This window comes from bacterium (assembly GCA_029210965.1).
Taxonomy (GTDB): domain Bacteria; phylum BMS3Abin14; class BMS3Abin14; order BMS3Abin14; family BMS3Abin14; genus JALHUC01.
Genome location: JARGFZ010000001.1, coordinates 90,790 through 112,344, shown reverse-complemented (window position 1 = coordinate 112,344; position 21,555 = coordinate 90,790). Strand labels below are relative to the sequence as shown.

Genomic DNA, 21,555 nt, shown 5'->3' with positions numbered 1-21,555 from the left:
TGAATCTTTTTAAAAACTCTGAAAGGCTCCTAGCCCGCATTATTCATGATGGTGATGAGATATGAGCTAACTGTGTGGCAAATATGGATAAATGGGAATGGCACGATAAACATCATGAATTATGCGGGGTTGTCCGGACATAGTCACGAGAGGAGTTTTTCGTTCCGGCAAGGCGACTGTTCAGTGAGCGCGGAGGCATACTGGAGTATGTCGCACAAGGGAACGACAGAGCAACGCCGCCAGAACGGAAAAGAACCTCGTGAATAGTCCGGGCTAGTGGAGTGTTGATTTTAGGTTGTAATGCTGTTAATCAAAAGCATATACCTACAGGGAGAGAGTTTTTGAGCAGCGGTCTCATGGTGGCACTTGACATGGACGAGGGTGAAGAGGCTGTCCAGCTTGCCGCTGAGATCGGCCCTCTTGTGGCTGCTCTGAAAGTAGGATCACAGCTTTTCACCCGGTACGGCCCGGAACTTGTCCACCGCATAACTGGATCCGGCGGCTGCGTTTTCCTGGATCTGAAGTACCACGATATTCCCAACACCGTTGCCAAGGCAGTAAAAGGGGCAGCGGAGATGGGTGTGTCCTGGCTCACGGTTCACGCTTCCGGTGGGGCAGAAATGATCCGGGCAGCCAAGGAGGCTGCGGGAGACGTAAAAATTCTCGCAGTTACCATTCTCACCAGCCTCGACAAACAGGTTATTAGCCAGATAGGGTGGGATGGCGAAGTCAGGGATCAGGTCGTTAACCTGGCCGCCATGGCAAGATTGGCAGGTGCCGACGGTATCGTGTGCTCTGCCCTGGAGGTCAGGTCACTGCGCAGTGTTCTGGACGACGGATGCGTCCTGGTAACCCCAGGTATAAGACCGGCCGGTGCGTCCATCGATGACCAGGCCAGGGTGGCCACGCCGGAAAGTGCGGTGGCTGATGGGGCTGACTATCTTGTTATTGGCAGGCCCATAGTGATGGCCTCGGATCGGAAGGAGGCTGTAAGGCTGATTCTGGAAGAGATGAAACTGGGGGATGCGCACAGGGAAAGGGATTGATTGATCCCTGCGATTCAAAGTATAATAGCAAGATTATTCATAGGAGGTTGTACCGATGCCCAAGAGAATACTCATAGTGGAAGACAACATCGTGATCCTCACTATGCAGAAACAGATCTTTGAAATGGAGGGTTATGAGATCATTACTGCCCAGGAGGGGATGGATGCCCTGAAGAAGCTCCACGAGGAGATCCCCGATGTCGTCCTTCTCGATGTCAATATACCCGGCATGAACGGTTTCGAGCTCTGCCGGCAGATCAAGGAGGAACCGACCCTGCAGGATATCATCGTCGTTATGATCTCGGCCGTATACTACTCCGATGAGGATGCCAAAAAAGGTATGGCAATGGGGGCCGACGCCTACTTCACCAAACCCTATGAGAACGAAGTTCTGCAGAGCAAGATCAAGGAGCTTATAGAGAACCGCGATGGCAAGCAGTGACCTGATCAATGTTTTCGGCGACTGCGGAGGACTTTTAAAGGGGCACTTCGGCCTGACCTCCGGTCGACACAGTTCCATCTACCTGCAGTGCGCCCTTGTTCTTCAGTATCCGGATATAGCACGCCGAATCGGTATCGAGCTTGCTGACCTTGCCCGGGAGACCTTTGTCGGAGCGGGGCAGGGGAATATCGATACCGTTATTTCACCAGCCATCGGCGGCATCGTCATCGGGCAGGAGGTAGCCGCCGGCCTGGGAGCGAGAGCCATATTCAGTGAAAGGGTCGATGGCCGGATGGAACTCCGCAGGGGCTTCAAAATAGGGGAGGGGGAACGCCTTCTCGCTGTAGAGGATGTGGTTACCACCGGCGGTTCCATCAGGGAAACCGTGGAACTTGCCTTACAGTGCGGTGGAGCAGTTGTGGGCACCGCCTCTCTCGTCCATCGCTATACTGATAAACCGGTAAATCCCACCAATTTCCCCCACCTTTCTCTCATTCCTGTCCACGCACCAGCCTATGATCCTTCCGACTGTCCTATGTGCCGTGAAGGCAAACCTCTTGAAAAACCGGGCAGTAGGCACCTGTCTGTTCCCAAGGCACTTTAAATAAATTTCTAAAAACCCTTGACTTACAACGAGAAATTGCCTATTTTTAAGTGTAAGCGGAGAGTAACACTTAACACTTTTGGGTGAGGTGCGGTCATGTTGAAGCTGGTCAAGCGTAAGGATATCTGTCGCATGCTGGGAATCTCCCCGTCCAAGGTGAACTTCTACACCACCCAGGAACTGTTCCCACTGGAGGGGCGGACCCGGGGGGGCTACGGTCTTTACGACTCCGATTTGATCCGGTCAAGGTTCGCCAGGATCTCGGAGCTTAAGTCCGAGAGACTCACCATTGCGGAGATCAGAGAACGTATCCTTGAAGAGGAAAAAGAGCGGGGACAGTTCCTCGAACTCAAGTTCGAGAATTGATCCTGCTCTTTTACCAGTCCATGGAGCCAGTGTGAGTCAATTGAAACCGACACTCAGGTTGTTAGTCCGCCGGAGTCCAGGTGCTCAGGATGAGGCACTTCGCAAGATCTTGCCGGAACGTATCTTTGAACTGGATATGGCCGACTGCGTCAATGAGCTGGAAATTATACTCAAGGGTGCTGAACCGGACGTCGTTCTTCTCGATCTTTCCATACCGTCTCTCGACAACAAAAAATCTTTCGATGCAGTCAGGCAGATGGCTCTGCCTCCTCCCGTCATTGTTTTCGGTCCAAAGGAAAACATCTCACTTCTTTCCAACTTTATAAAGCACGGCGCGCACTCCATGTTCTTTCTCGAGGACGATCCTGACGTGATCACTCACAATATCGGGAAAGCGGCTGAAATGCACCGCCTTGAAAAGGAGAACGATCGCCTGCGGACCGCTCTTGACCAGCGAAACAGTGCTGTAGGGATACTGGAGCGCCTGGGCGAAGCCATGTCCACTGTTTTCGATATGCGCAGGATCCTGAACCTTACCCTGAAGGTCGTGCGCAGAGCTCTGGATTGCGAGATGTGCAGCCTTTACATTTACGATGATGAAAGCAGTAGCCTGGTGGATGCCAGGGACCTTGGTTTTACAGAAGGGCGGCCTCAGATGGAGCTGTGGCAGCCCGGCAGTCGCAGCAGGGATGCTATCCTCAGAGCGGCAGCCCAGGAATGCCTGGAAAGTGGAAAGCCAGCCAGGCTTGACAGCAGTGAGGCAGTGTCCAAGCTCCTTCCCGGATACGAACAGGGGTACGATGGAGGGCAGCTTAATTGTATGATCATGGCCCCTCTTGCAGTAGGAAATCGAAAACTGGGAGCTCTCGTGGCTGCCAACCGCCTGGATGGCGCCAGCTTCAGCGAAAGGGACAAAGATGTTATCGCTTCGGTTGGACGTCAGACAGCTCTTGCCCTCGCTGGAATGAGGTCTTTCGAGCGGGAGGACAGTTTTCAGGAGAAACTGTCAGCCCAGGTTCAGGTGGCCACAGATAGTTTGAAGGAGAAGAACCTGCAGCTCAAAATGCGGCTTCAGGAAAAGGAGGAGTCGAACCGGAAGATCCGTGAAATGGCCAAGGAGATCGCGGACAAAAACAGTTCCCTCGAGGATATGGTGAAGCAGTTCAGCGTTATCCATGAGGTGAGCCAGGTCATCGGTTCAGAGCTTGAGGACGAGAAGCTCATCAGAAGGATCATCGTTGAGACGTCATCTCTTCTGCAGGCGGAAACAGTGTCGATTATGCTCAAGGACAGCGATGGCTGTCTTATCATCAAACATGCCGGGGGCCTGAGTAGCGAGATCATAAACGCTACAAAGGTAAGGCCGGGGGAGGGGATATCGGGTTGGGTGCTGGAGGAGGGCAAACCGATCCTGGTCAAGGATGTGGGTAGCATTAAAAAAGATGCTCCAGACAAGAAGACGATTTACCACACCGATTCCCTTTTGTGTGTGCCCCTCAAGATCAAGGGGATAGTATCCGGTGTCCTTAACGCCACCAACCGGAAAGGAGGAGGTTCCTTTGATGAAAGGGATCTGTTCCTTTTGACCATCCTTGGCAATCACGCCGCCATTGCCATTGAGAACGCGCGGCTTTATACAGCGATCCGGGAGAGTTATTTCAAGACAATAAAGGCTCTTGTGAACGCGGTGGAGGCCAAGGATACCTGGACCAAGGACCACTCCGATAACGTCACGAACTACAGTCTCAAGATGGCCGATTATCTTGGTCTCTCCGAGAATCAAAAGGACACCATCCGTTATGCCGGAGTCCTGCACGACATAGGCAAGATCGTTATTTCCAGCACTATCACTGACAAGCCGGACAAACTGGATGATGACGAGTGGGCACGCATAAAGGAACATCCACTCATTGGCCAGAGGATCCTTGACCCTATAGATTATCTGGAGCCGGTGAAGGTGTGTATCCAGACCCACCATGAACGCTGCGACGGTACAGGCTATCCCTTCGGGCTTCGAGCCCACGAAATATCCCTGGAGACACGCATCATCTCAGTTGCTGACGCCTTTGACGCAATGATCCACTCGCGACCCTACCGTTCGGCTTTGAGTGTAGATGAAGCCACGGCGGAATTGAAAAGATCTGCTGGATCACAGTTCGATTCGGCGGTCGTTGGCAGCCTCCTGAAGATCATAGAGGCTGAGGAACTCGAAGGCGAAATGCACCACTGATCTGGATCCTGTCGGTATGCAAATATTATCAGCGACAGTGAAAGGGGTGGGTGTATCCATACAGTGTCAGTTATGTTGTAAATGTTATTTATGTAAATATTTGCACATAGTGTGAAATAATTTCAGATTTGTAACAAGAGTTTAACCAGCAGTGTATCTGATATGTAAAAAACATATTGATTTCGAATAGTTGCGATATGGGTTGGTCAGAAGGATGTTGGAACGGTATTTGCTGTTATTCCAACCGTTTAAAGGTGCTTTCATCGATGCTCTGTTCTCTGTGAAAAGGGGCCATCGGGCGGGGTTGGTTTGTTAGGTGGATTCATAGACAGATCCATCCAATGCGGGAGGAAACGGTGAGGAACAGTTCTTGGGCCAGATCATCCAGGTTTCGTGTAAATAGCTGCTTGATCCTGGCGGCCCTTTTCAGCTCTCTCCTCCTGCTGCCGTCGGTATCGTGGGCGGTGTGCGTCTGCGGCGGCGGCGACGGGATACCCCTCACGTACTCCACCGCAGCTCCGCTGACGATGGACGGCAGCGTGGCGGACTGGGGGACGACCTCCCAGGCTGGAACCATCCTCAACGACGAAGACAACAACGTCTGCGATGGTCCTTCGGGTGGTCTGACCGACCTTGATGCTCCGGTCCAGTCGACGGGTAGGGACATCATCCAGTTTGCTTACACCTTTGACAACAACTACCTCTATTTCTACACCGAGCGGACAGGCAGCGTCAGCAACACCCAGACCTTCCTCTTTTATGCTGATGTGGATAATGATGGTTATCAGGAGGACGGGGAGCCTGTCATCGTGACCGAGTGGCAGGGAAACAACCGGAATCTGAACATCTATATTGCCGATTACAACCCTGTGGATGCTACCAACGGGGACTCTACCGTCGATTCTGCAGGATGGGGTGATGGTTACGCCCTGCCTGGGAATCTCAAGAACATCTCCAGCGCAATAAGTACCTCATCCGGTACCTACGGGTCAGCCAACGGCCTGGCTATGGAATACAGGTTCGAGTGGGCAAGGTTGGGGCTGAGCGGACCAACTGGCCACATCATCCACGTATCGAGCACCAACGCCAACAAGAACGCCAGCGGTCTGGGGGCTCAGATAGACGACAACCTGGGGGGCTGCGGCGGCGGCGGGGGTACCACCCAGTATGCGAATCTTGACTTTTCGGGTGCCTACTCCCTCCAGGGGGCCCAGTCCAGTACCGTATTCGGTGTACACCACCTGGTGAACCTGGGCAACGGGGACGATGCCTTCGCTTTTGCCTACACCATTGCGGGACCCCATTCCCCTACGGTAACCCTCTACCTGGACGACGGGGACGCCATCTTCGACACGGGGGATTCAGTCATCGCCGGAACCGTGGCGGTGGCAAGGGGCGGGTCTGTGGATGTCATTATTGTCTACGGCATCGGGCCTGTAGCGTTTGGAGTGGCCACAGTAACTACCACGGCCACCTCCCAGTTCAGTCTCACCCAATCCTTTACAATATCCGATCTGGTTGTGGACACCGTAGAGGTTCTGGTGCCCGACCTTTTGACCATCAAGTCCATATCCGGCGTTGCCGACGTTAGGGCCTTTAACAGCTCTAACTCCAAGGCGATCCCGGGGGCCTCGGTGACCTACTCCATCCAGGTTTCCAACGTGGGAAACGGGTGGACGATAACCGATTCGGTGGTGATCACCGACACGGTCCCGTCAGGAACCGAGATGTACGTGGGGAACGGGTCTGCCTCACCCGTGATCTGGTCCGGGGCGGGGAGCGGCCTCACCTACAGCTTTGGCATTCTCAGTAGTCCAGGGGACGACATCTCCTTTACCAGCGATAGCGGCCCGTCACCCGCCTACACCTATAACCCCTCAGGTGTCCCGGATGGGTACGACAGCGCTGTCACGGGCTTCAGGATCAACCCCAAGGGGGCATTCAACCCCTCGTCGAGCTTTACGCTCTCGCCGCGGATAAGGGTGAGGTGACGTGATGCCATGCCCTTTGCGAACAGGGGCCGCGCCAAGGCACCTTCACTGGAAAAACCCCGGTAGCCTGAGGTTGGGGATTGTGTCCAGGGCGTTGATTGTCCTGGTGCTTGCCGCGGCGGCAGGTTTCAGTGCCCATCCAGCCTGGGCCCTGACTCCCGCAGGAACCGTCATTCAGAACCGGGCCGCGGTGAATTACACCATGAGCGGGTTGAACATCAATATCTACAGCTCCACGACCCTGACGCCCGTGGCGGAGATCGTGGATGTCTCGGTAGCTCCTGCCATGGCCGGCACGACCCCTGTGGCACCTCCCTTCCCCACCTTTGGGGAACTTCTCTATTTTGCGGTGACAAACTCGGGCAACAGCACTGAGAATTTCGCTTTGACGGTTAACGGGGTTGTTGCAGGGAACGACTTCGATCCGGACAACCCGGTGGTCGCCATCGACGCCGGCACCCTGGGCTCCTTTGAGGGCACCGGGACTGACACTCTCTACTCGGGTCCCATTCCGGTCCCGGGTGAAACCACCATCTACGTGTGGGTGATAAGCGATATCCTGGATACGGTTTTGAGCCCGGGAGACATCGGGCGGGTGACCCTGGAAGCTGTTCACCAGAACGCTCCGGCAAGTACGGCTCCCGGTACTATCTACATTGGCTCAGGCCCTGGCGGCACCGATCTCGTTCTTGGTGCCAGCGGCGGTCATGCTGCGGCAAGGGGGGCATACGTCATCGTGACCACCACCCTCTCGGTGGTCAAGTCGGTGGCTGCCATTGCCGGAACAGTGGGGGGGTTGCCTGTTACCATACCCATTACCGGGGCGCGGATCACCTATCAACTGGACGTCATCGTCGCCGGGTCAGGTACTGCGGCTGCCGTGACCGTTACCGATCCCGTTCCGGCAAATACGACCTACGTGACCGGTTCTCTGACCTTCGACCCGGACGGCCCGGGTCCTGCACCCCCGGCAGGGATGACCGACACGGGTGCGGATCACCCGGCCGACCGCGGAGAGTTCACGGGTGGGGCAATAAGGGTGAGACTTGGTGATCTGACAGCGGGTACGCGGACCATAACGTTCCAGGTCACCATCGATTGAGGAGTGATGTCATGAAACACACTTTTACAGCCCTGACTCTCCTTTTTCTTTCCACGGTCACTGTAGCGGCAGCCATGGGCCAGGATGGGGCCATGGTCAAATTGACGTCGGAGGTCCTCAGGGAAGTTGTGACTGTGGACGGATCCGGCACAAAGATCACGCAGCTCGTTCCGGCAACGAGCGCCATGCCGGGTGAGGTCCTCACTTTAAAAATAAATTATATCAACGAAGGTGATGAGGAGGCCACAGACATCATCCTTACGAACCCCATCCCCGAGCACATGGTCTACCAGGGGGGAAGTGCTGAAAGAGAAGGGGCTAATACTACCTATTCTGTGGACGGGGGAGGCACCTATGGACTGCCGGAATTCCTCACAGTGACCGGTGATGATGGCCAAAAGCGCAAGGCCATACCGTACGATTACACGCATATCCGCTGGCAGCTGGTTGAGCCCGTACCCGCCCGAGGGGGCGGCACGGTGACCTTCAGGGCCAGGGTGAAGTAGAGCCTTTAGTACCTCGAAGAGCGAAACAGGTCGGGAGTACCTTTTTTGGCTCCCACTTTATGGCGAAAAATAAAACTGTTGAAAAAGAGGTGGTCATTTCTGAATCGAAGGAGAAATAAAAAGACCGCGACAGGCATACTCCGGGCCGCACGCGGCAAACCCTGAAATGAAAATAAACTGACGGTGTATTTGTATTATCGAAAGGAGAAAGAAATGAAAACAAAAACATCATTTGGGCTCGCTGTCCTGATGGTGGCCGTTCTGGCTCTGGCCGTGCCTCAGTTGGCGCTGGCCGCGGGTGCCGATACCAACTACGGCACCACCATCACCAACAGCGTCACGATCCAGTACGGGGCCGGCCTGTCCACCATCACCACCAACGCATCGGTGGATTTTCTGGTGGACAGGGTCCTCGACTGGACAATTGCTCCAAGCACCGCGGCAACAGTGGGGGTCTTCCCGGGTTCCACGGGCAACGCCATCGCCTTCTCGGTGCAGAATGTCACCAACGGTACTGTGGACCTGCTCCTGTCTTTCCCGGCCTCGGCACCCGCTCCCAGTACAGAGATTCTGTATCTCGATGTGAACGGTGATGGGGTCCTCGATGGCGGTGATACCGCTCTGCCGGCTGGATCTGGCGGTTTTTACCTTGATGATATGGCTGAAGACGAGGTCCGCAACGTGCTTATGGTGGTCGATGTACCGACTGCAGCCACCACCGCCGATGCCTACACCTATGTGATCGCCTCTGTGACCAGAGAAGGAGGAGTCGCGGGGTTGGGCGCCGCTCTGGCTAACGACAGCGGCAACGCCGAGATTTCCACCCAGGTCCAGAACGTCTACAACGACGGCGCCGGCTACAGCGACGCCGCGGGTGATGCGAACTACGAAGCCTACGCCGCGTTCCAGGTGGTCAACGCCACTCTCACAGCCACCAAGACTGCTCAAGTGACCGATGACGGGCTGGGCAATGGACCGCCCAACGCCAAGGCGATCCCCGGGGCTACCATCCACTACACCATCACCGTGACCAACACAGGGACGGGAGACGCTAACAACATTGATCTTTCGGATGCTTTCCCGGCAAACACCACCTATGTGGCCGGAACTCTCTCTGTGACAGGTGGCGCACCGACCGGCCAGAGTGACGCCGGCCCCATTACGGTCACAGGGGCGACGTTGACAGGCGGTTCGTCCATGACTGTGGAGTTTGACGTCACCATCGACTAGGACGCCATGGCCCTGTTCACCTCCGACATAGCCAGGCTCTGTTCCCGAATGTTTAATTCCGGGAAAAGGGGTTGGTGCGCGTTGAGGGCGGGCCGGTCCATAAGGAGTATTACCGGTCCGTCCGGCGGAGACAGAACCGCCGGGCGGGCCCTGCACGCGCCTGGTTCCAGGCTTTTTCAGTCGGGTCCCAGGCCCATGCAGGTTTCTTTACTGCTGGTTTTCCTTCTGCTCGTTTCCTGTGGTACGGTTTTCGCGGCTCCCCCGGGGACCATCATTACCAATACGGCCCAGGCCGATTTCCTTATCAGCGGCGTACCCCAGACGGTTTTCTCAAACTCCGTGAGCACAGTGACGGTGCTGCCCGGGACTTCATCCACCCTGGAACTTTTCCGTTACGCTCCGTCCTCGCCCTCGATCTTCCTCACCGTGGGCATAACGAGCTACTTCAACGGGGCCGTTTTCACGCCAGCCCCGGCGCCATCGGATCCGGCCACGGCAACGAGCATCGACCTCAGCGTCCCGGTGCCCCTGGAACCGGCGGGGAATTTCAGCCCGGACGATCCCGTGTTTGCAAGGCTGGCCGACGCAGATGGGAACTTGGACCCGGCCGTTGCCGACACCCTGTCCGTTACGGTTGAGGATACGGCAACGATCACTATTGAAACCCTTCTCCTCACTGAGACCGGCCTGGACACGGGGGTTTTTACCGGTTACATCCGGTCGGGAGCCCCCGTAGAAAGCGCCAACGACGGAATCCTTTACGGGTTCCCGGGGGCCCAGTTCTCGGCAGAATACACCGATCCCACGGACAGTTCCGACACATCCTCGGCATCCTTTGTGTTTGACGCGACCGGGATCCTGTGGACCACGGCCTCGGCGGGGAAAAACACGGTTTCGGTGGGGGATTACCTGACTTACACCATTACGGTGGAAAACACATCCGGGGCAACGATCCCGGCTACAGTGGTTACCACAGACCTTCCCCTGGGGTTCAGATACGAGGCCGGATCCACATCAATAGGCGGGCTTTCCTCACCAGACCCAATGATTGCGCCGGACGGTCGTTCCATGGCCTTTTCCGTGGGAGACCTCCCGCCTGGAGGAACGGTTACCATCACCTTCGTTTCCAGAGTTGGTGCCGGAGCGTTGCCCGGCCGGGCTGTAGCCCCCAATATCGCTTCCTCGGGTGCCTTGCTTTCAAACACCGCACTGGCCACGGTGCGCGTCACCGAAGAACTCTTCCGAAGCCGCAACGTGATCATGGGGCGGGTCCTGTCCGGGGTTTGCGGGGAGGGGGACACTGGCGGTGTGGCCGGTATCAGGCTCTTCCTGGAGGACGGGACCTATGTTGTAACAGATCAGATGGGCAGGTACCATTTCGAGGGCGTGCACTCCGGTACCCATGTGGTCCAGTTGGACTTGGAAACGGTCCCGGAAATGTACGATGTCGTTGCGTGTGACGAGGATACTCGGCAGGCCCGAACTCCCTGGTCCAGGTTCGTGGACCTTGCCGGCGGGTCCCTCTGGAGAGTTGATTTTAACCTGACTCCGAAAACTCCGATGGAGGGGAGAGCTGTCCTTGTACTCAAGACGATGGCCCTGCAGGATCGAGTTACTTTCAGTGCCAATATGACGGGGGAGCAGGTACCTCTTCAAAATATACGTTTCAGGGTCAACCTTTCTGAGGGTATGGAATATGTGCGTGGAACGGCTATGTTGGAGGGGGTTGCCATCGGCGATCCCGAGGTTCAGGGAAGCACACTTGTGTGGAACGTGGGGGACGTCTCCGGCGCCTGGGAGAAGGGGATCACCTTCGAAACAAAGTTCAAAGAGGGGTGGCAATGGTCCCGGGAAGAAGATATCGAGCACCTGGACTCCGGGGATGGGAGTAACACGGTCAAACTGGTGCAGGGCGAGATGAACGAGGTTGTCAGCAGCGCAAGTGTCATATTCGACACTCCGATCCAGAAGGATATGACCACCCCGCCGGTGGAGAATGTGCTCCTGAAGGTCGCGGAACGGGAAGAGACGAGGACCAGAAAGTTCGTCTTCCGGCCCCATTTCGGGACCTTCGAGGCCAGCCTTTCAGAGGATGACAGGAAGGCTCTGGATATCATCTCGGCACTGTTTGATCCGGCTGAGATCGGACGGGTGCATGTCACCGGTCACACGGATAACGTTCCTATCAGCGCGAGGGGGCAGCGTCTTTACGCCGACAACCATGCCCTGTCCAGGGCCCGGGCAAGGAGTATGGCCCGGTACCTTAGAAGCATCTGGGATCTGCCGTCCGGCTTGTTCATTATCGATGGGAAAGGACCAGATGAGCCGTTGGCCTCCAACGACACTGTCAGGGGGAGGACCCTCAACAGGCGGGTGGAGGTCACCGTTATCATCACCACCATCGAGAAGCGTTCAGAGCTTGTGACCATAAACGATCAGAACACTACCGAGATCATCATCAAGGGGGTTCATCCCGGTCCAAGGCGAAACGCTGCTGTTGAGAGGGTGGTACACGAGGAGAGGGCACCGGATGTTGACCCGTTAAAATATCTGGATTGGTTCGCATCGGATAACGGGACACTACGGTGGGTGAAACCGGGAACCGGGTTCCTGCCTCATATTCCCAGCCTCAAGATAGCCGTGGTTCACCCTCCCGACCAGCGGGTCAGGATAGAACTGGACGGGAAAGAGATAAACCCCCTCCACTTTGATTCCACGGTAAAGAATGATCTTCAGATCGCCGCCCTGAGCATCTGGCGTGGTGTCGACATTGTTGAAGGCGACAACCGGTTGACCGCGGTGGCCTTGGACGCCAGCGGCAAGGAGGTGGCGAGGATAGAGCAGACAGTCCACTATTCGGGCTCACCGGTGACCATGAAATACAGACCCGACCTTTCCCGTCTGACGGCCGATGGCCTTAACTCACCCAGAATAGCTATTCGTCTCACAGACATGGCAGGTTACCCGGCTAGACGGGGAGTCATGGGCCAATACTACGTGGATCCTCCCCACAGGACCCTCCAGCAGGCCGAAGCAGACAGAAATGAGGACCTTTCCGGGCGCAGAGGGTCTTTCAGTACCTACTTTGTGGGAGAGGATGGAATGGCCTATCTTGAACTGGAACCCACGTCACTTTCAGGTGAGGCTGTGGTCAATCTGTGGCTGGAGGGCGAGAAAGAAAGTCTCCCGGTCTGGCTCAACTCGGATCGGCAGGAGTGGATCCTCGTGGGACTTGCGGAAGGGACCGTGGGTTACAACACCCTCAGCGGCAACATGGAATCTCTCGAAGACGCAGGCGATGAAGAGGACCTCTACACCGACGGCCGTACCGCGTTCTTTGCCAAAGGGAAGGTCAAGGGTGAGTATCTCCTGACCATGAAGTACGATACGGCCGGACCCCACGGCGCTGCCGGGGAGGGTCTGCACGGAACAATCGATCCTGACACGTACTACACCCTTTACGGTGATTCCACCGAGCAGGGTTACGAGGCCCCTACCTCCGGAAAACTGTACCTGAAACTCGAGCGAAAACAGTTCTACGCCCTTTTCGGAGACACGGACACCGGGTTAACCGTTACCGAGCTTTCCCGATACGATCGCCGGATGACGGGAATGAGGTCTGAACTTCGCGGAGAGACTTTCTCCTATAACCTTTTCGCCAGCGAGACCAGGCAGGCTTTCATGAAGGATGAGATTCCAGGTGACGGTACTTCAGGACGGTACAAGCTATCCAACAGCGATGTGGTTGTGAACTCCGAGTCGGTGAGGATCGAGGTGAGGGACCGCTTCCAGAGCCACGTGATCCTCTCTGTTCAGGAACTTGCCAGACACATCGACTACAACATCGATTACGACGAAGGAACTCTCTTTTTCAAATCACCTGTAAGCGAGCGGGATTCAGGGTTCAACCCGGTGTACATCGTGGTGGATTATGAGACGTCTGACCCCGATGCCACGGGGATCACCTATGGAGCCCGTGCCCAGATTGCAGTGCCGGGTTCACTGGTCACTGTGGGGGTGTCCTATGTTAACGAAGACAAGGGTGAGGGGGATGGGGAGCTTGTAGGTGTGGATGTCTCTGCGAAGCTTAACGCCAGTATTGAGCTCAGGGCCGAGACTGCTGAAACAAACAAGGAAGTGCTGGGGACAGGTTCAGATGGTTCGGCGTATGTCGTGGAACTTGCATACGATTCAGCCAAGCTAAAGGGAATGCTTTATGTGAGGGAACAGGACCCGGATTTCGGCCTCGGCCAGCAAATGGCTTCGGAGGCAGGCATGCGGAAGTCGGGGGCAGATGCCAGGTACAGACTTAATAATAACCTTTCGCTCCTTGCGGATGTGTTTATGCAGGAAAACCTGGAGACCGGTCACCAGCGCCATGTGGAGGAGGCGGGCGCTTTGTATGAAGTGGGCCAAAGTCGATACAGGGCAGCGGTAAGGCAGGCAACAGATGAGGAAAGCGACGGCACCGAGGAAATTTCACAACAGCTTACCGCGGGTGTGGACTGGCACTCAGAAGACCGGCGATGGGAGTTGAGGGCCGATCACGATCAGTCCCTGGCCGACAACGGGAACACGGCTTACCCGACCCGAACCCTCCTGGGTGCCGATTACCGCCTGAGCGGCAACGCTTCCCTTTACGCGGAACAGGAGTTCACAGATGGAGACGGGACTTCCGTGAATTCGTCCAGGGTCGGATTCCAGGCGACACCCTGGAGAGGAGGGGCTGTCTCCTCCACTGTGGATAGAGCTTACAACGAAAATGGTGACAGGGTGTACGCCACCACCGGGCTGAAACAGACCTGGCAGGCCAGTGAACGCCTGGCACTGAGCGCCGGTTTTGAAGGGGCTAAGGTCCTGGATGAGAACCTCAGTGAACCTCTTAATGTGGATGCGGCGCCGGTATCACCCGCGGAGGACTATGCGGCTGTATCGGTTGGTGCTGGCTACAGATGGGTGAGGTGGGATTTTGATGTCAGGCTGGAGGCGCGTAACGCCGAAACCAGCGATAAGTGGGGCGTGATCTCGGGCCTCTTCGGTGAGCCTGCAGACGGTATCGGTATCTCCACCGATCTCAAGCATTTCCGGACCGAGGCTGACACCGGGATCAACACGAAAGAGACCGATGTGAGACTGGGCTTCGTATACAGGCCCTTCGAGAGGAAGTGGACGCTGCTCGACCGCCTTGATTACGTTATCGACGAGGAAAAGGGCGGAACTGCCGATCTCAACGCCTGGAAGCTGGTCAACAACTTCAACGCCAACCTCAAGGCCTCCGATGATCTCCAGGTTTCTTTCCAGTACGGCGCCAAGTATGTCAAGGACACCGTCGAGGGACAGGTCTATGACGGTCTGACCCAGCTTCTCGGTGCCGAGGGACGTTACGACCTGACACCGCGGTGGGACGTTGGCGCCTGGACCAGTATCCTCACTGCTATCGACGCCGGGACGACCGATTATGGGGTGGGCGCATCCCTTGGTTACGGGCTTATGGAAAATATGTGGCTGAGCTTCGGGTACAACCTCCACGGCTTTACCGATTCCGACTTTTCCCAGGGTGACTTTACCGCCCAGGGACCCTACATCAAGTTCCGGTTGAAGTTTGACCAGGAGGATTTGAAAAGTATTCTCAAATAGCATCTTAAGTTGATACTTTTCAAATCTGGAATCTTCCTCTTCCTTGTGCCATATTGTTCACGCTCATTTATGCTTGAGTTCATCGTTTTCGGAGGGGTCTTTTGAAGGATAGCCGCGAGCATGTTTCAATTGTCAAATACCGTACATGCTACGAGGATACTGACGCGGGGGGCGTCGTCTATTACGCCAACTATCTCCGTTATATGGAACGGGGCCGGAACCAGTACCTGAGGGAACTGGGGCGGTCCATCAGGCAGTACCAGGATGCTGGTATTCTTTTCATCGTTGTTGAGGTGAACGTAAAGTACCGCTCTCCGGCCGGTCTCGATGACGACCTCGTCATCGAAACCTGGATCCAGGGGGGAAAGCGCAGCAGCGTTACCTTCGGCCAGAGGATTAAACGGGAAGGGGAGGAGGCAATCCTGGTTGAAGGTACAGTCAAGGTAGCCTGCATCGGGACAAACCTGAAGCCCAGGAGAATGCCGGAGGAACTTTTATAATTCAGGATTCCGGATGGAGTATTGAGGATTACAAATAGCAGCCCTGGTTCATGTAGTGAGAGATTATGGAATTGAAGAGTATCGTTGCTTTGTGATATTCATTTCCCTATTCAAGAGCCGGAACAAGGGACAGAGAAAACATGGGAAACACTGATTCAAAACTTTTACTGTTCGGCGGAAAGGGCGGTGTGGGAAAGACGACCTGCTCTGCGGCTGTGGCTGTGAGCTTTGCATCGCAGGGTGTCCGTACTCTCCATATCACTTCTGACATGGCTCCCTCCCTGGGTGATATCTACGAGATGGATATAGGGGACAGGCTCACCTCTGTAGCTCCAAACCTGGATGCGGTGGAGTTCAGCCAGGAAAGCATCGCCCGGACCTGGAAGGAGAAGTTCGGACCTGACTTTACTGCCATACTTTCTCAATTCCTGGATACGGAAAGCATGGAGCAAAACGGTGACCTGGACCTTCTGGATTACATCGGGACAGCGCCCTCCCTCAGAGAAGAGACCCTGCTGGACATGATCGTGGAGATGGCGGCTGACGGGAAGTATGAGAGGATCATATGGGATACGGCACCCACCGGCGAGACGCTGAACCTCCTGCACATGCCGAAGCTCATGAAAAAGCATCTCAAAGCTGGTGCCAGGCTTTACGAGGCCATGGATCGGCTCGCTGGCGTTATCTCAAGACGGCGGTCCCTGGCAGGGATCATGGAGGAGTGGGTAGTTAGATCCGAGAGTATCGCCCGGTTTCTCCAGGAGAATACCATGTTTTATTTAGTGGCTAATCCGGAGTCCCTCGTGGTCAGGCAGGCTGAGAGAACTTTGACGAAACTCACGGGCGCGGGTTTCTCGGTCCACGGGCTTATCATCAACCGGATCGCTGTGAGCGACGGTTCAGAGTTCCTGCAGAGAGCGCAGGAGAATCAGGAGCCGTATATAAAGAGGCTTCTTCTCCTGGGAGACGGGCTTGCTGTCGGCCGCGTCAACCTCACTCTTGAAGAGATCCGCGGGCTCGATCCGCTAAAAACCATAGGGGACAGCCTTTCCGAGGAGCTGGGGTTGGTTCAGTGAAATGATAGAACACGGAACGCAGGGAAAATTCATGGACTTTCCTTTGCCCACTGACAGTTATTAGCAACTGTTCTCTCGGATCTTGGATTTTAGACCTTGGATAGATTCCAACCCCAAACTTCAAACTTGAATCTTATATTATCTCACACAAACCACATACCTTTCCCCGCTCCTGATCCCAAAGAGGGCCTGCGGGTCACTGCCCTCGGTGCCTCCGTAAACCTCCTGCTGGTGGTTCTCAAGTTCTCGGTGGGGGTTGCCGGCGGCAGCCGCGCCCTTGTGGCGGACGCGGCCCATTCCCTGTCCGATCTTGTCTCCGATGTCGTTGTCGCCTGGGGTCTCATCGTGGGCAGCCGTCCGAGCGATGACAGCCACCACTACGGTCATGCCAAGGTGGAACTCATGGCCGAGTTGATCCTCGGCATGATCCTCATCGCCGCGGGTCTCGGGATCATGCTGGATTCGGTCCGGGTCATTCTGTCGGGTGAGGCGAGGTCCCCGTCAATTGTAGTCCTCCCGGTAGCCTTACTAAGTGTCCTGCTTAAGGAATACCTCTTTCGGGTCACCATGAAGGCCGCACGGAAAACGGGGCACTCTTCACTGATGGCCAACGCGTGGCACCACCGGAGCGACTCGCTGACTTCCATGGGGGTGATGGCAGGTGCGGGGCTGGCCATGATCCGGCCCTCCTTCGCGGTGGCCGACGCCCTTATGGGGACGCTGGTGGCGGTAGTGGTAATCAAAGTGGGTTTGGGGATCGGCTGGGAGGCGTCGGCAAGGCTTGTGGACACAGCCCCGGCCAGGGACTATATGAGCCGGATGGAACAGATGATCCTGATGGTTCCTCGAACCAGGAGCGTCCGGGACCTCAAAATGAGGTATGTAGGGCATCGTATCGCGGTGGAGCTCCACCTGGGCCTGGATCCGGAAATGCCGGTGCGCGAGAGCCACGATGTGGCCAAAGATGTGAAGAACGCCATTATGGAAAGGGACGAGAGGGTGTTCGATGTGCTGGTGCATGTAGAGCCGGAAGAAGGGCCGGAAGAGGAGTAAAGGCGGAAGAGGAGAAGAGGGGAAGAGGAGAAAGGGGATGGGGAGGTAGGTATATATATTGCAGGTCAATCCGTACAAAATCCATTTAACGAAAGGACCTGCATATGCCCGAAAAAATCCGATCCTACAGAGATTTAAACGTATTCAATACTGCCATGGAAGCCTCCATGGTGATCTTCCACTTATCCAAGAATTTTCCTCGTGAAGAGAGGTATTTAATGACCGACCAGATACGTCGTTCTTCGAGGTCGGTGTGTGCTAATCTGGCTGAGGCTTGGCGCAAAAGAAGGTACAAAGCCGCCTTTATCGCTAAACTTAACGATGTTGAGAGCGAGGCCTGTGAAACACTGGTATGGTTGGATTACGCTTTCCAGTGTGGTTATATCGAAATGGATGAAAAAGATAAACTTTTGGATAGATTCGAGACGGTTATCAGGCAGATAGTCAAAATGATCCTGACAGCCGACAAATGGATCATTCCCGTGAAGATTTAGGCATTTTCCCCTTTTCCCCTCTTCTCCTCTTCACCTCTTCTGAATGATCACCCGTGTGAATCGTGCGGTGATTATTCCTCCGCTAGTCCGTACCCAAAATCACGATACTCCGCCGCTCCCCCGATCTCCCCGGTAATGCCTACCGAGTGGTCCGAAGCCAGGAAGACCGCCAGGGAGGCCACCTCCTCAGGGGGCTTCAGGTGCCCGCCCTCCTTGAAGGAAACGAACTGGTCATGGAGGGCCTTACCAAGAACCTCCGGTCCCAGGTCTCTAATCTCCCTCTGCATACTGGTGTCCATCACCCCCGGGTCAAGGCAGTTGACCTGGATGTTAAATATGCTCAGCTCCTCGGCCATGATGCGGGTCATGTGGTTCACTCCCGCTTTGCTTACCGAGTAGGCTCCGAAGAGGGGCATTGGGATCTGGGCGAGGCCCGAGGTGACGTTGATTATCCTGCCGCCACCAGTGTTGATCATGTGGGGGATGGCCTCCTGGCAGATCTGCCGGACACCGTTGAGGTTGATCGATAAAGTTCGGTCCCAGTCGTCCGGGTCCACCTCGTGGAGAGGGGCCGCGGGGCCGACAACGGCGGCGCAGTTGATCAGGATGTGAATGGTTCCCAGGTCAGAAACAGTTTTTTCTACCGCCTCCCGGACCGCTTTTTCGTCGGAGATGTCCACTGGGAGGATAAGGGTTTTGCCGCCCTCTTTCTCCACAAGCTCAGCTGTTTCCGCAAGCTCTGATTTCGTGCGGCTCAGGAGAGCCACCCAGGCGCCCTCTCTTGCCAGGGCCACCGCGGTGGCTCTTCCCAGCCCCCTGCCTGCGCCAGTGATGAGTGCGATCTTATCTTTTAAAATCATTTTCAACTCCTTGTACATCAGTATTGTTTACTCACAGTACACAGAGAACACAGAGGATAAATAGTGTAAACAGGTTTTTGGGGGATTCATTAAAGCGTAACTTTGACAGGGTCGCAAAAAGTCCGTTATCGGCTTTTTGCTCCACGGAAAGCGAAAAGTGTCATTTTCGCTTTCCTTACAAATCAATGACTTATTTCGCCAGTCATTGATTTGGGCGCCCCCCTCGGGGCGCATTGATGGCTTTTTGCGAAGTCATCAACTTTGGAGCGCTCCCGTGGTTGTCATTGCGAGCCTGTGGACTATGCCGAAGCAATCCAGGTTTATATGCACACGACCCAAGCCTCAATGCAGTGGGCCGCAAATATAATAACAGGAAGCCATCGCAGTTTTACACGGGGAAAATCAGTAAAACCGGGGTAAGTCATTCCTTCTATAAAAATTGGCAAGAGCTGATTTACCACAGCGCAGCCATCGGAAGGCTGCTCCACAGGGTTACACAAAGGTAAGGCTATAAGAGTTGCTAAATCCTGAAAAACTGGATTTAATAATCCAATCATCATAAACGTTATTTACCCATGGATTTTGGGAAACAGCGGTTTCTTTTCGTATATTCATCCCCCTTATCCCCTTCATCCCTGTTGAATCAGCCCTTGATCCTATTCTACGTTCTGCATTCTACATTCTGGGCCTTATTGTCCTGAACCTTTCCACCGTCACCATTCCCGGCTTGGCCCCCTTGAGCTTGCGCACCCACTTCCTTTCGGTGACCATGATCTCAGGCGCCGTGTCGTTCCTTGCCCCGCTTCCTTTTGCTGCAAGGGCCGCGGCCGTGTAAAGAACCTTGTCAGGCACCTGTCTTTTTTCTGTGAGAATGACCACGTGGGATCCCGGAAAATCCCTGGCGTGAAGCCACAGATCGTTGGGGCCGGCTGCCTTGAAGGTCACCTTTTCGTTGTCGGTGGAGCTTTTCCCTACCAGTATGGTGAACCCGTCTAACATATGTCTGTGCCCGGGTCCGCTGTAGGAGGTGTGGGACACCTTCCCTTTTTTCACAGTGACGGATGTTCCCACCGAAAGCAGTTCCCGGGCAGGCCCGGGGTCGTTTTTGTCGTCCAATGCTTCCATGGCCTGCCGGATCTCTTTTAGCTCCTCATCAAGCTTTCCTCGTCTGGATCTGGTTTCTTCAAGGCCTCTTTTCAGGCGGCGGGCCTTGGAAAACAGGTCGTTGGCGTTCTCGTGGGGGGTTTTGGTCCGGTCCATGGGAATAGTAAGTTCCAGACCCGGGTTGTAGGGGTCCGGCAGGAGAACCGATTCGATCCCGTGGTCGATCCCCACGGCATTAATAAGCAGCGCTTCTGCCATGATCCTGATCTCGTCGTGGGTCCGGCAGCGCTCCTCCTCGGTATCCACACGTTGGAGGGCAGACCTTATCCGTTCCAGCCGGTCTTCCAGCCCCCTTTTAAGATACCCGGGTTCGCTGTGACCTTCTCTGGTGTATGAAGGGTCGGAGCTCATCCATGCGGCCGCAGCTAAGGAAAAGGGGCTGAATTCCTCCACCGTGTCGGATGGTCCCAGGGGAACCGGTTGGAAGGGTGAGAGATAAAATTTCCCGTTGCTACCAAGCAGAAACCCTTTTTCGCCGGTACACGATGCAACCATTTCCCTGATGGTGATAGTAATCCCTTCCCTGTTATCCGACCTGTCTTCTTTCGGGCGTTTCTGAAGGGCAAGCTGGACGGCCTGGTTCGCGGTGTAGGGGGATAACCCCTGGATATTTTCCAGGAGTGTTTTGCCAACTTCCCGAGAGTTGATCATGGGCAGCGCCTCCGTAGTCACTTCTTCCACGGGGGTGCCTTCCCGGGGGGGAGGAGGTCGATAAGGTTCCCCTGCCATTACAGGACGTGCAGGGCTTTTATCCTTCGGCACCGCTTTTAAAGGTACCAGGATCCGTTCCTCTGCCAGAATCAAAAGGTTGCTTCGCCGCCCCATGATCTCCAACACCATTTTGAGGGGGGTGCCCTCCCTGGCGGGCCAGGCGGCGGCAAAGGTGAGGGTGACGATCCGTTCACCAGCCTTTTGCAAATATATTGATCCGACGCTGGTCCCTTTGATCCGGACGCGCAAAAGGTCGTTGAAGGGGGAAAAAACTCTATCGGGCCGTTCACCGGGATCGGCAAGGAACAGGCCGGGTCGGTCGGGGTTGATAGAAAACAGTAATCCCGAACCGCTGCGGGTCACAAGGATAACTTCACCGGGGCCGGCTTGCCAGGCGTCGAATATTTTTTGCCCCGCAAACCTTTTTTCCGCCTCCCTAACAGCCGCTTTCAGAGATAGATAGTCCATCTTCAATTTTTTAACAGTTTTAGCCTGTTATAGGCTAAAAAAAATTGAAGGTTGCTTGACAAAAAAGGGCCTGAA

At 55.3% G+C, this 21,555-nt stretch carries 16 protein-coding genes; 14 read left to right on the top strand and 2 right to left on the bottom strand.

All coding sequences use genetic code 11. The features are described from left to right. Window positions 1-341 precede the first annotated feature (341 nt). From pyrF to P1S59_00390, 14 genes are all read left to right on the top strand, one after another. Window positions 342-1,046: an orotidine-5'-phosphate decarboxylase gene (pyrF, locus tag P1S59_00455; GenBank protein ID MDF1524735.1), complete on the top strand. Its 705-nt coding sequence runs from the start codon at window positions 342-344 to the stop codon at window positions 1,044-1,046. A gap of 55 nt (window positions 1,047-1,101) precedes the next feature. Next, complete coding sequence (locus P1S59_00450; GenBank protein MDF1524734.1) at window positions 1,102-1,488, top strand: response regulator; 387 nt, start codon at window positions 1,102-1,104, stop codon at window positions 1,486-1,488. Next, window positions 1,475-2,092 (top strand): orotate phosphoribosyltransferase, encoded by a 618-nt coding sequence (gene pyrE, locus P1S59_00445; protein MDF1524733.1) that lies wholly within the window; start codon window positions 1,475-1,477, stop codon window positions 2,090-2,092. Before P1S59_00450 ends, pyrE begins: the two co-directional genes overlap by 14 nt. A 96-nt stretch (window positions 2,093-2,188) precedes the next feature. Then, entirely contained in the window at window positions 2,189-2,458 is a 270-nt protein-coding gene (locus P1S59_00440) for a MerR family transcriptional regulator (protein ID MDF1524732.1), read from the top strand. Window positions 2,459-2,498: 40 nt separating this feature from the next. After that, window positions 2,499-4,688: a GAF domain-containing protein gene (locus P1S59_00435; protein ID MDF1524731.1), complete on the top strand. Its 2,190-nt coding sequence runs from the start codon at window positions 2,499-2,501 to the stop codon at window positions 4,686-4,688. A 356-nt stretch (window positions 4,689-5,044) separates the two neighbouring features. Then, window positions 5,045-6,679, top strand: coding sequence for a hypothetical protein (locus P1S59_00430; protein ID MDF1524730.1), 1,635 nt, complete (start codon window positions 5,045-5,047; stop codon window positions 6,677-6,679). A gap of 82 nt (window positions 6,680-6,761) precedes the next feature. Next, entirely contained in the window at window positions 6,762-7,781 is a 1,020-nt protein-coding gene (locus P1S59_00425) for a hypothetical protein (GenBank protein ID MDF1524729.1), read from the top strand. Window positions 7,782-7,792: 11 nt separating this feature from the next. Then, window positions 7,793-8,287, top strand: coding sequence for a hypothetical protein (locus tag P1S59_00420; GenBank protein MDF1524728.1), 495 nt, complete (start codon window positions 7,793-7,795; stop codon window positions 8,285-8,287). Between the two features lie 213 nt (window positions 8,288-8,500). Then, on the top strand, window positions 8,501-9,517 hold the full coding sequence (locus tag P1S59_00415) for a DUF11 domain-containing protein (protein ID MDF1524727.1): 1,017 nt from the start codon (window positions 8,501-8,503) through the stop codon (window positions 9,515-9,517). 6 nt (window positions 9,518-9,523) lie between these two features. Next, on the top strand, window positions 9,524-15,154 hold the full coding sequence (locus P1S59_00410; protein ID MDF1524726.1) for an OmpA family protein: 5,631 nt from the start codon (window positions 9,524-9,526) through the stop codon (window positions 15,152-15,154). A gap of 101 nt (window positions 15,155-15,255) precedes the next feature. After that, window positions 15,256-15,654, top strand: a complete 399-nt coding sequence (locus P1S59_00405) for a YbgC/FadM family acyl-CoA thioesterase (GenBank protein ID MDF1524725.1) — start codon at window positions 15,256-15,258, stop codon at window positions 15,652-15,654. Window positions 15,655-15,794: 140 nt separating this feature from the next. Further along, a complete protein-coding gene (locus tag P1S59_00400; GenBank protein ID MDF1524724.1) occupies window positions 15,795-16,730 on the top strand; it encodes an ArsA family ATPase in 936 nt (311 codons plus the stop codon). Between the two features lie 126 nt (window positions 16,731-16,856). Beyond that, window positions 16,857-17,783, top strand: a complete 927-nt coding sequence (locus P1S59_00395) for a cation diffusion facilitator family transporter (protein ID MDF1524723.1) — start codon at window positions 16,857-16,859, stop codon at window positions 17,781-17,783. A gap of 104 nt (window positions 17,784-17,887) precedes the next feature. Continuing rightward, entirely contained in the window at window positions 17,888-18,277 is a 390-nt protein-coding gene (locus P1S59_00390; GenBank protein MDF1524722.1) for a four helix bundle protein, read from the top strand. Window positions 18,278-18,348: 71 nt separating this feature from the next. Here the strand turns inward: P1S59_00390 and P1S59_00385 are convergent, their stop codons facing one another. Together P1S59_00385 and P1S59_00380 are read right to left on the bottom strand one after the other, a co-directional pair. After that, window positions 18,349-19,137, bottom strand: a complete 789-nt coding sequence (locus tag P1S59_00385; protein MDF1524721.1) for an SDR family NAD(P)-dependent oxidoreductase — start codon at window positions 19,135-19,137, stop codon at window positions 18,349-18,351. Between the two features lie 675 nt (window positions 19,138-19,812). Beyond that, window positions 19,813-21,480, bottom strand: coding sequence for an NFACT family protein (locus P1S59_00380; protein MDF1524720.1), 1,668 nt, complete (start codon window positions 21,478-21,480; stop codon window positions 19,813-19,815). Between the last annotated feature and the right edge of the window lie 75 nt (window positions 21,481-21,555).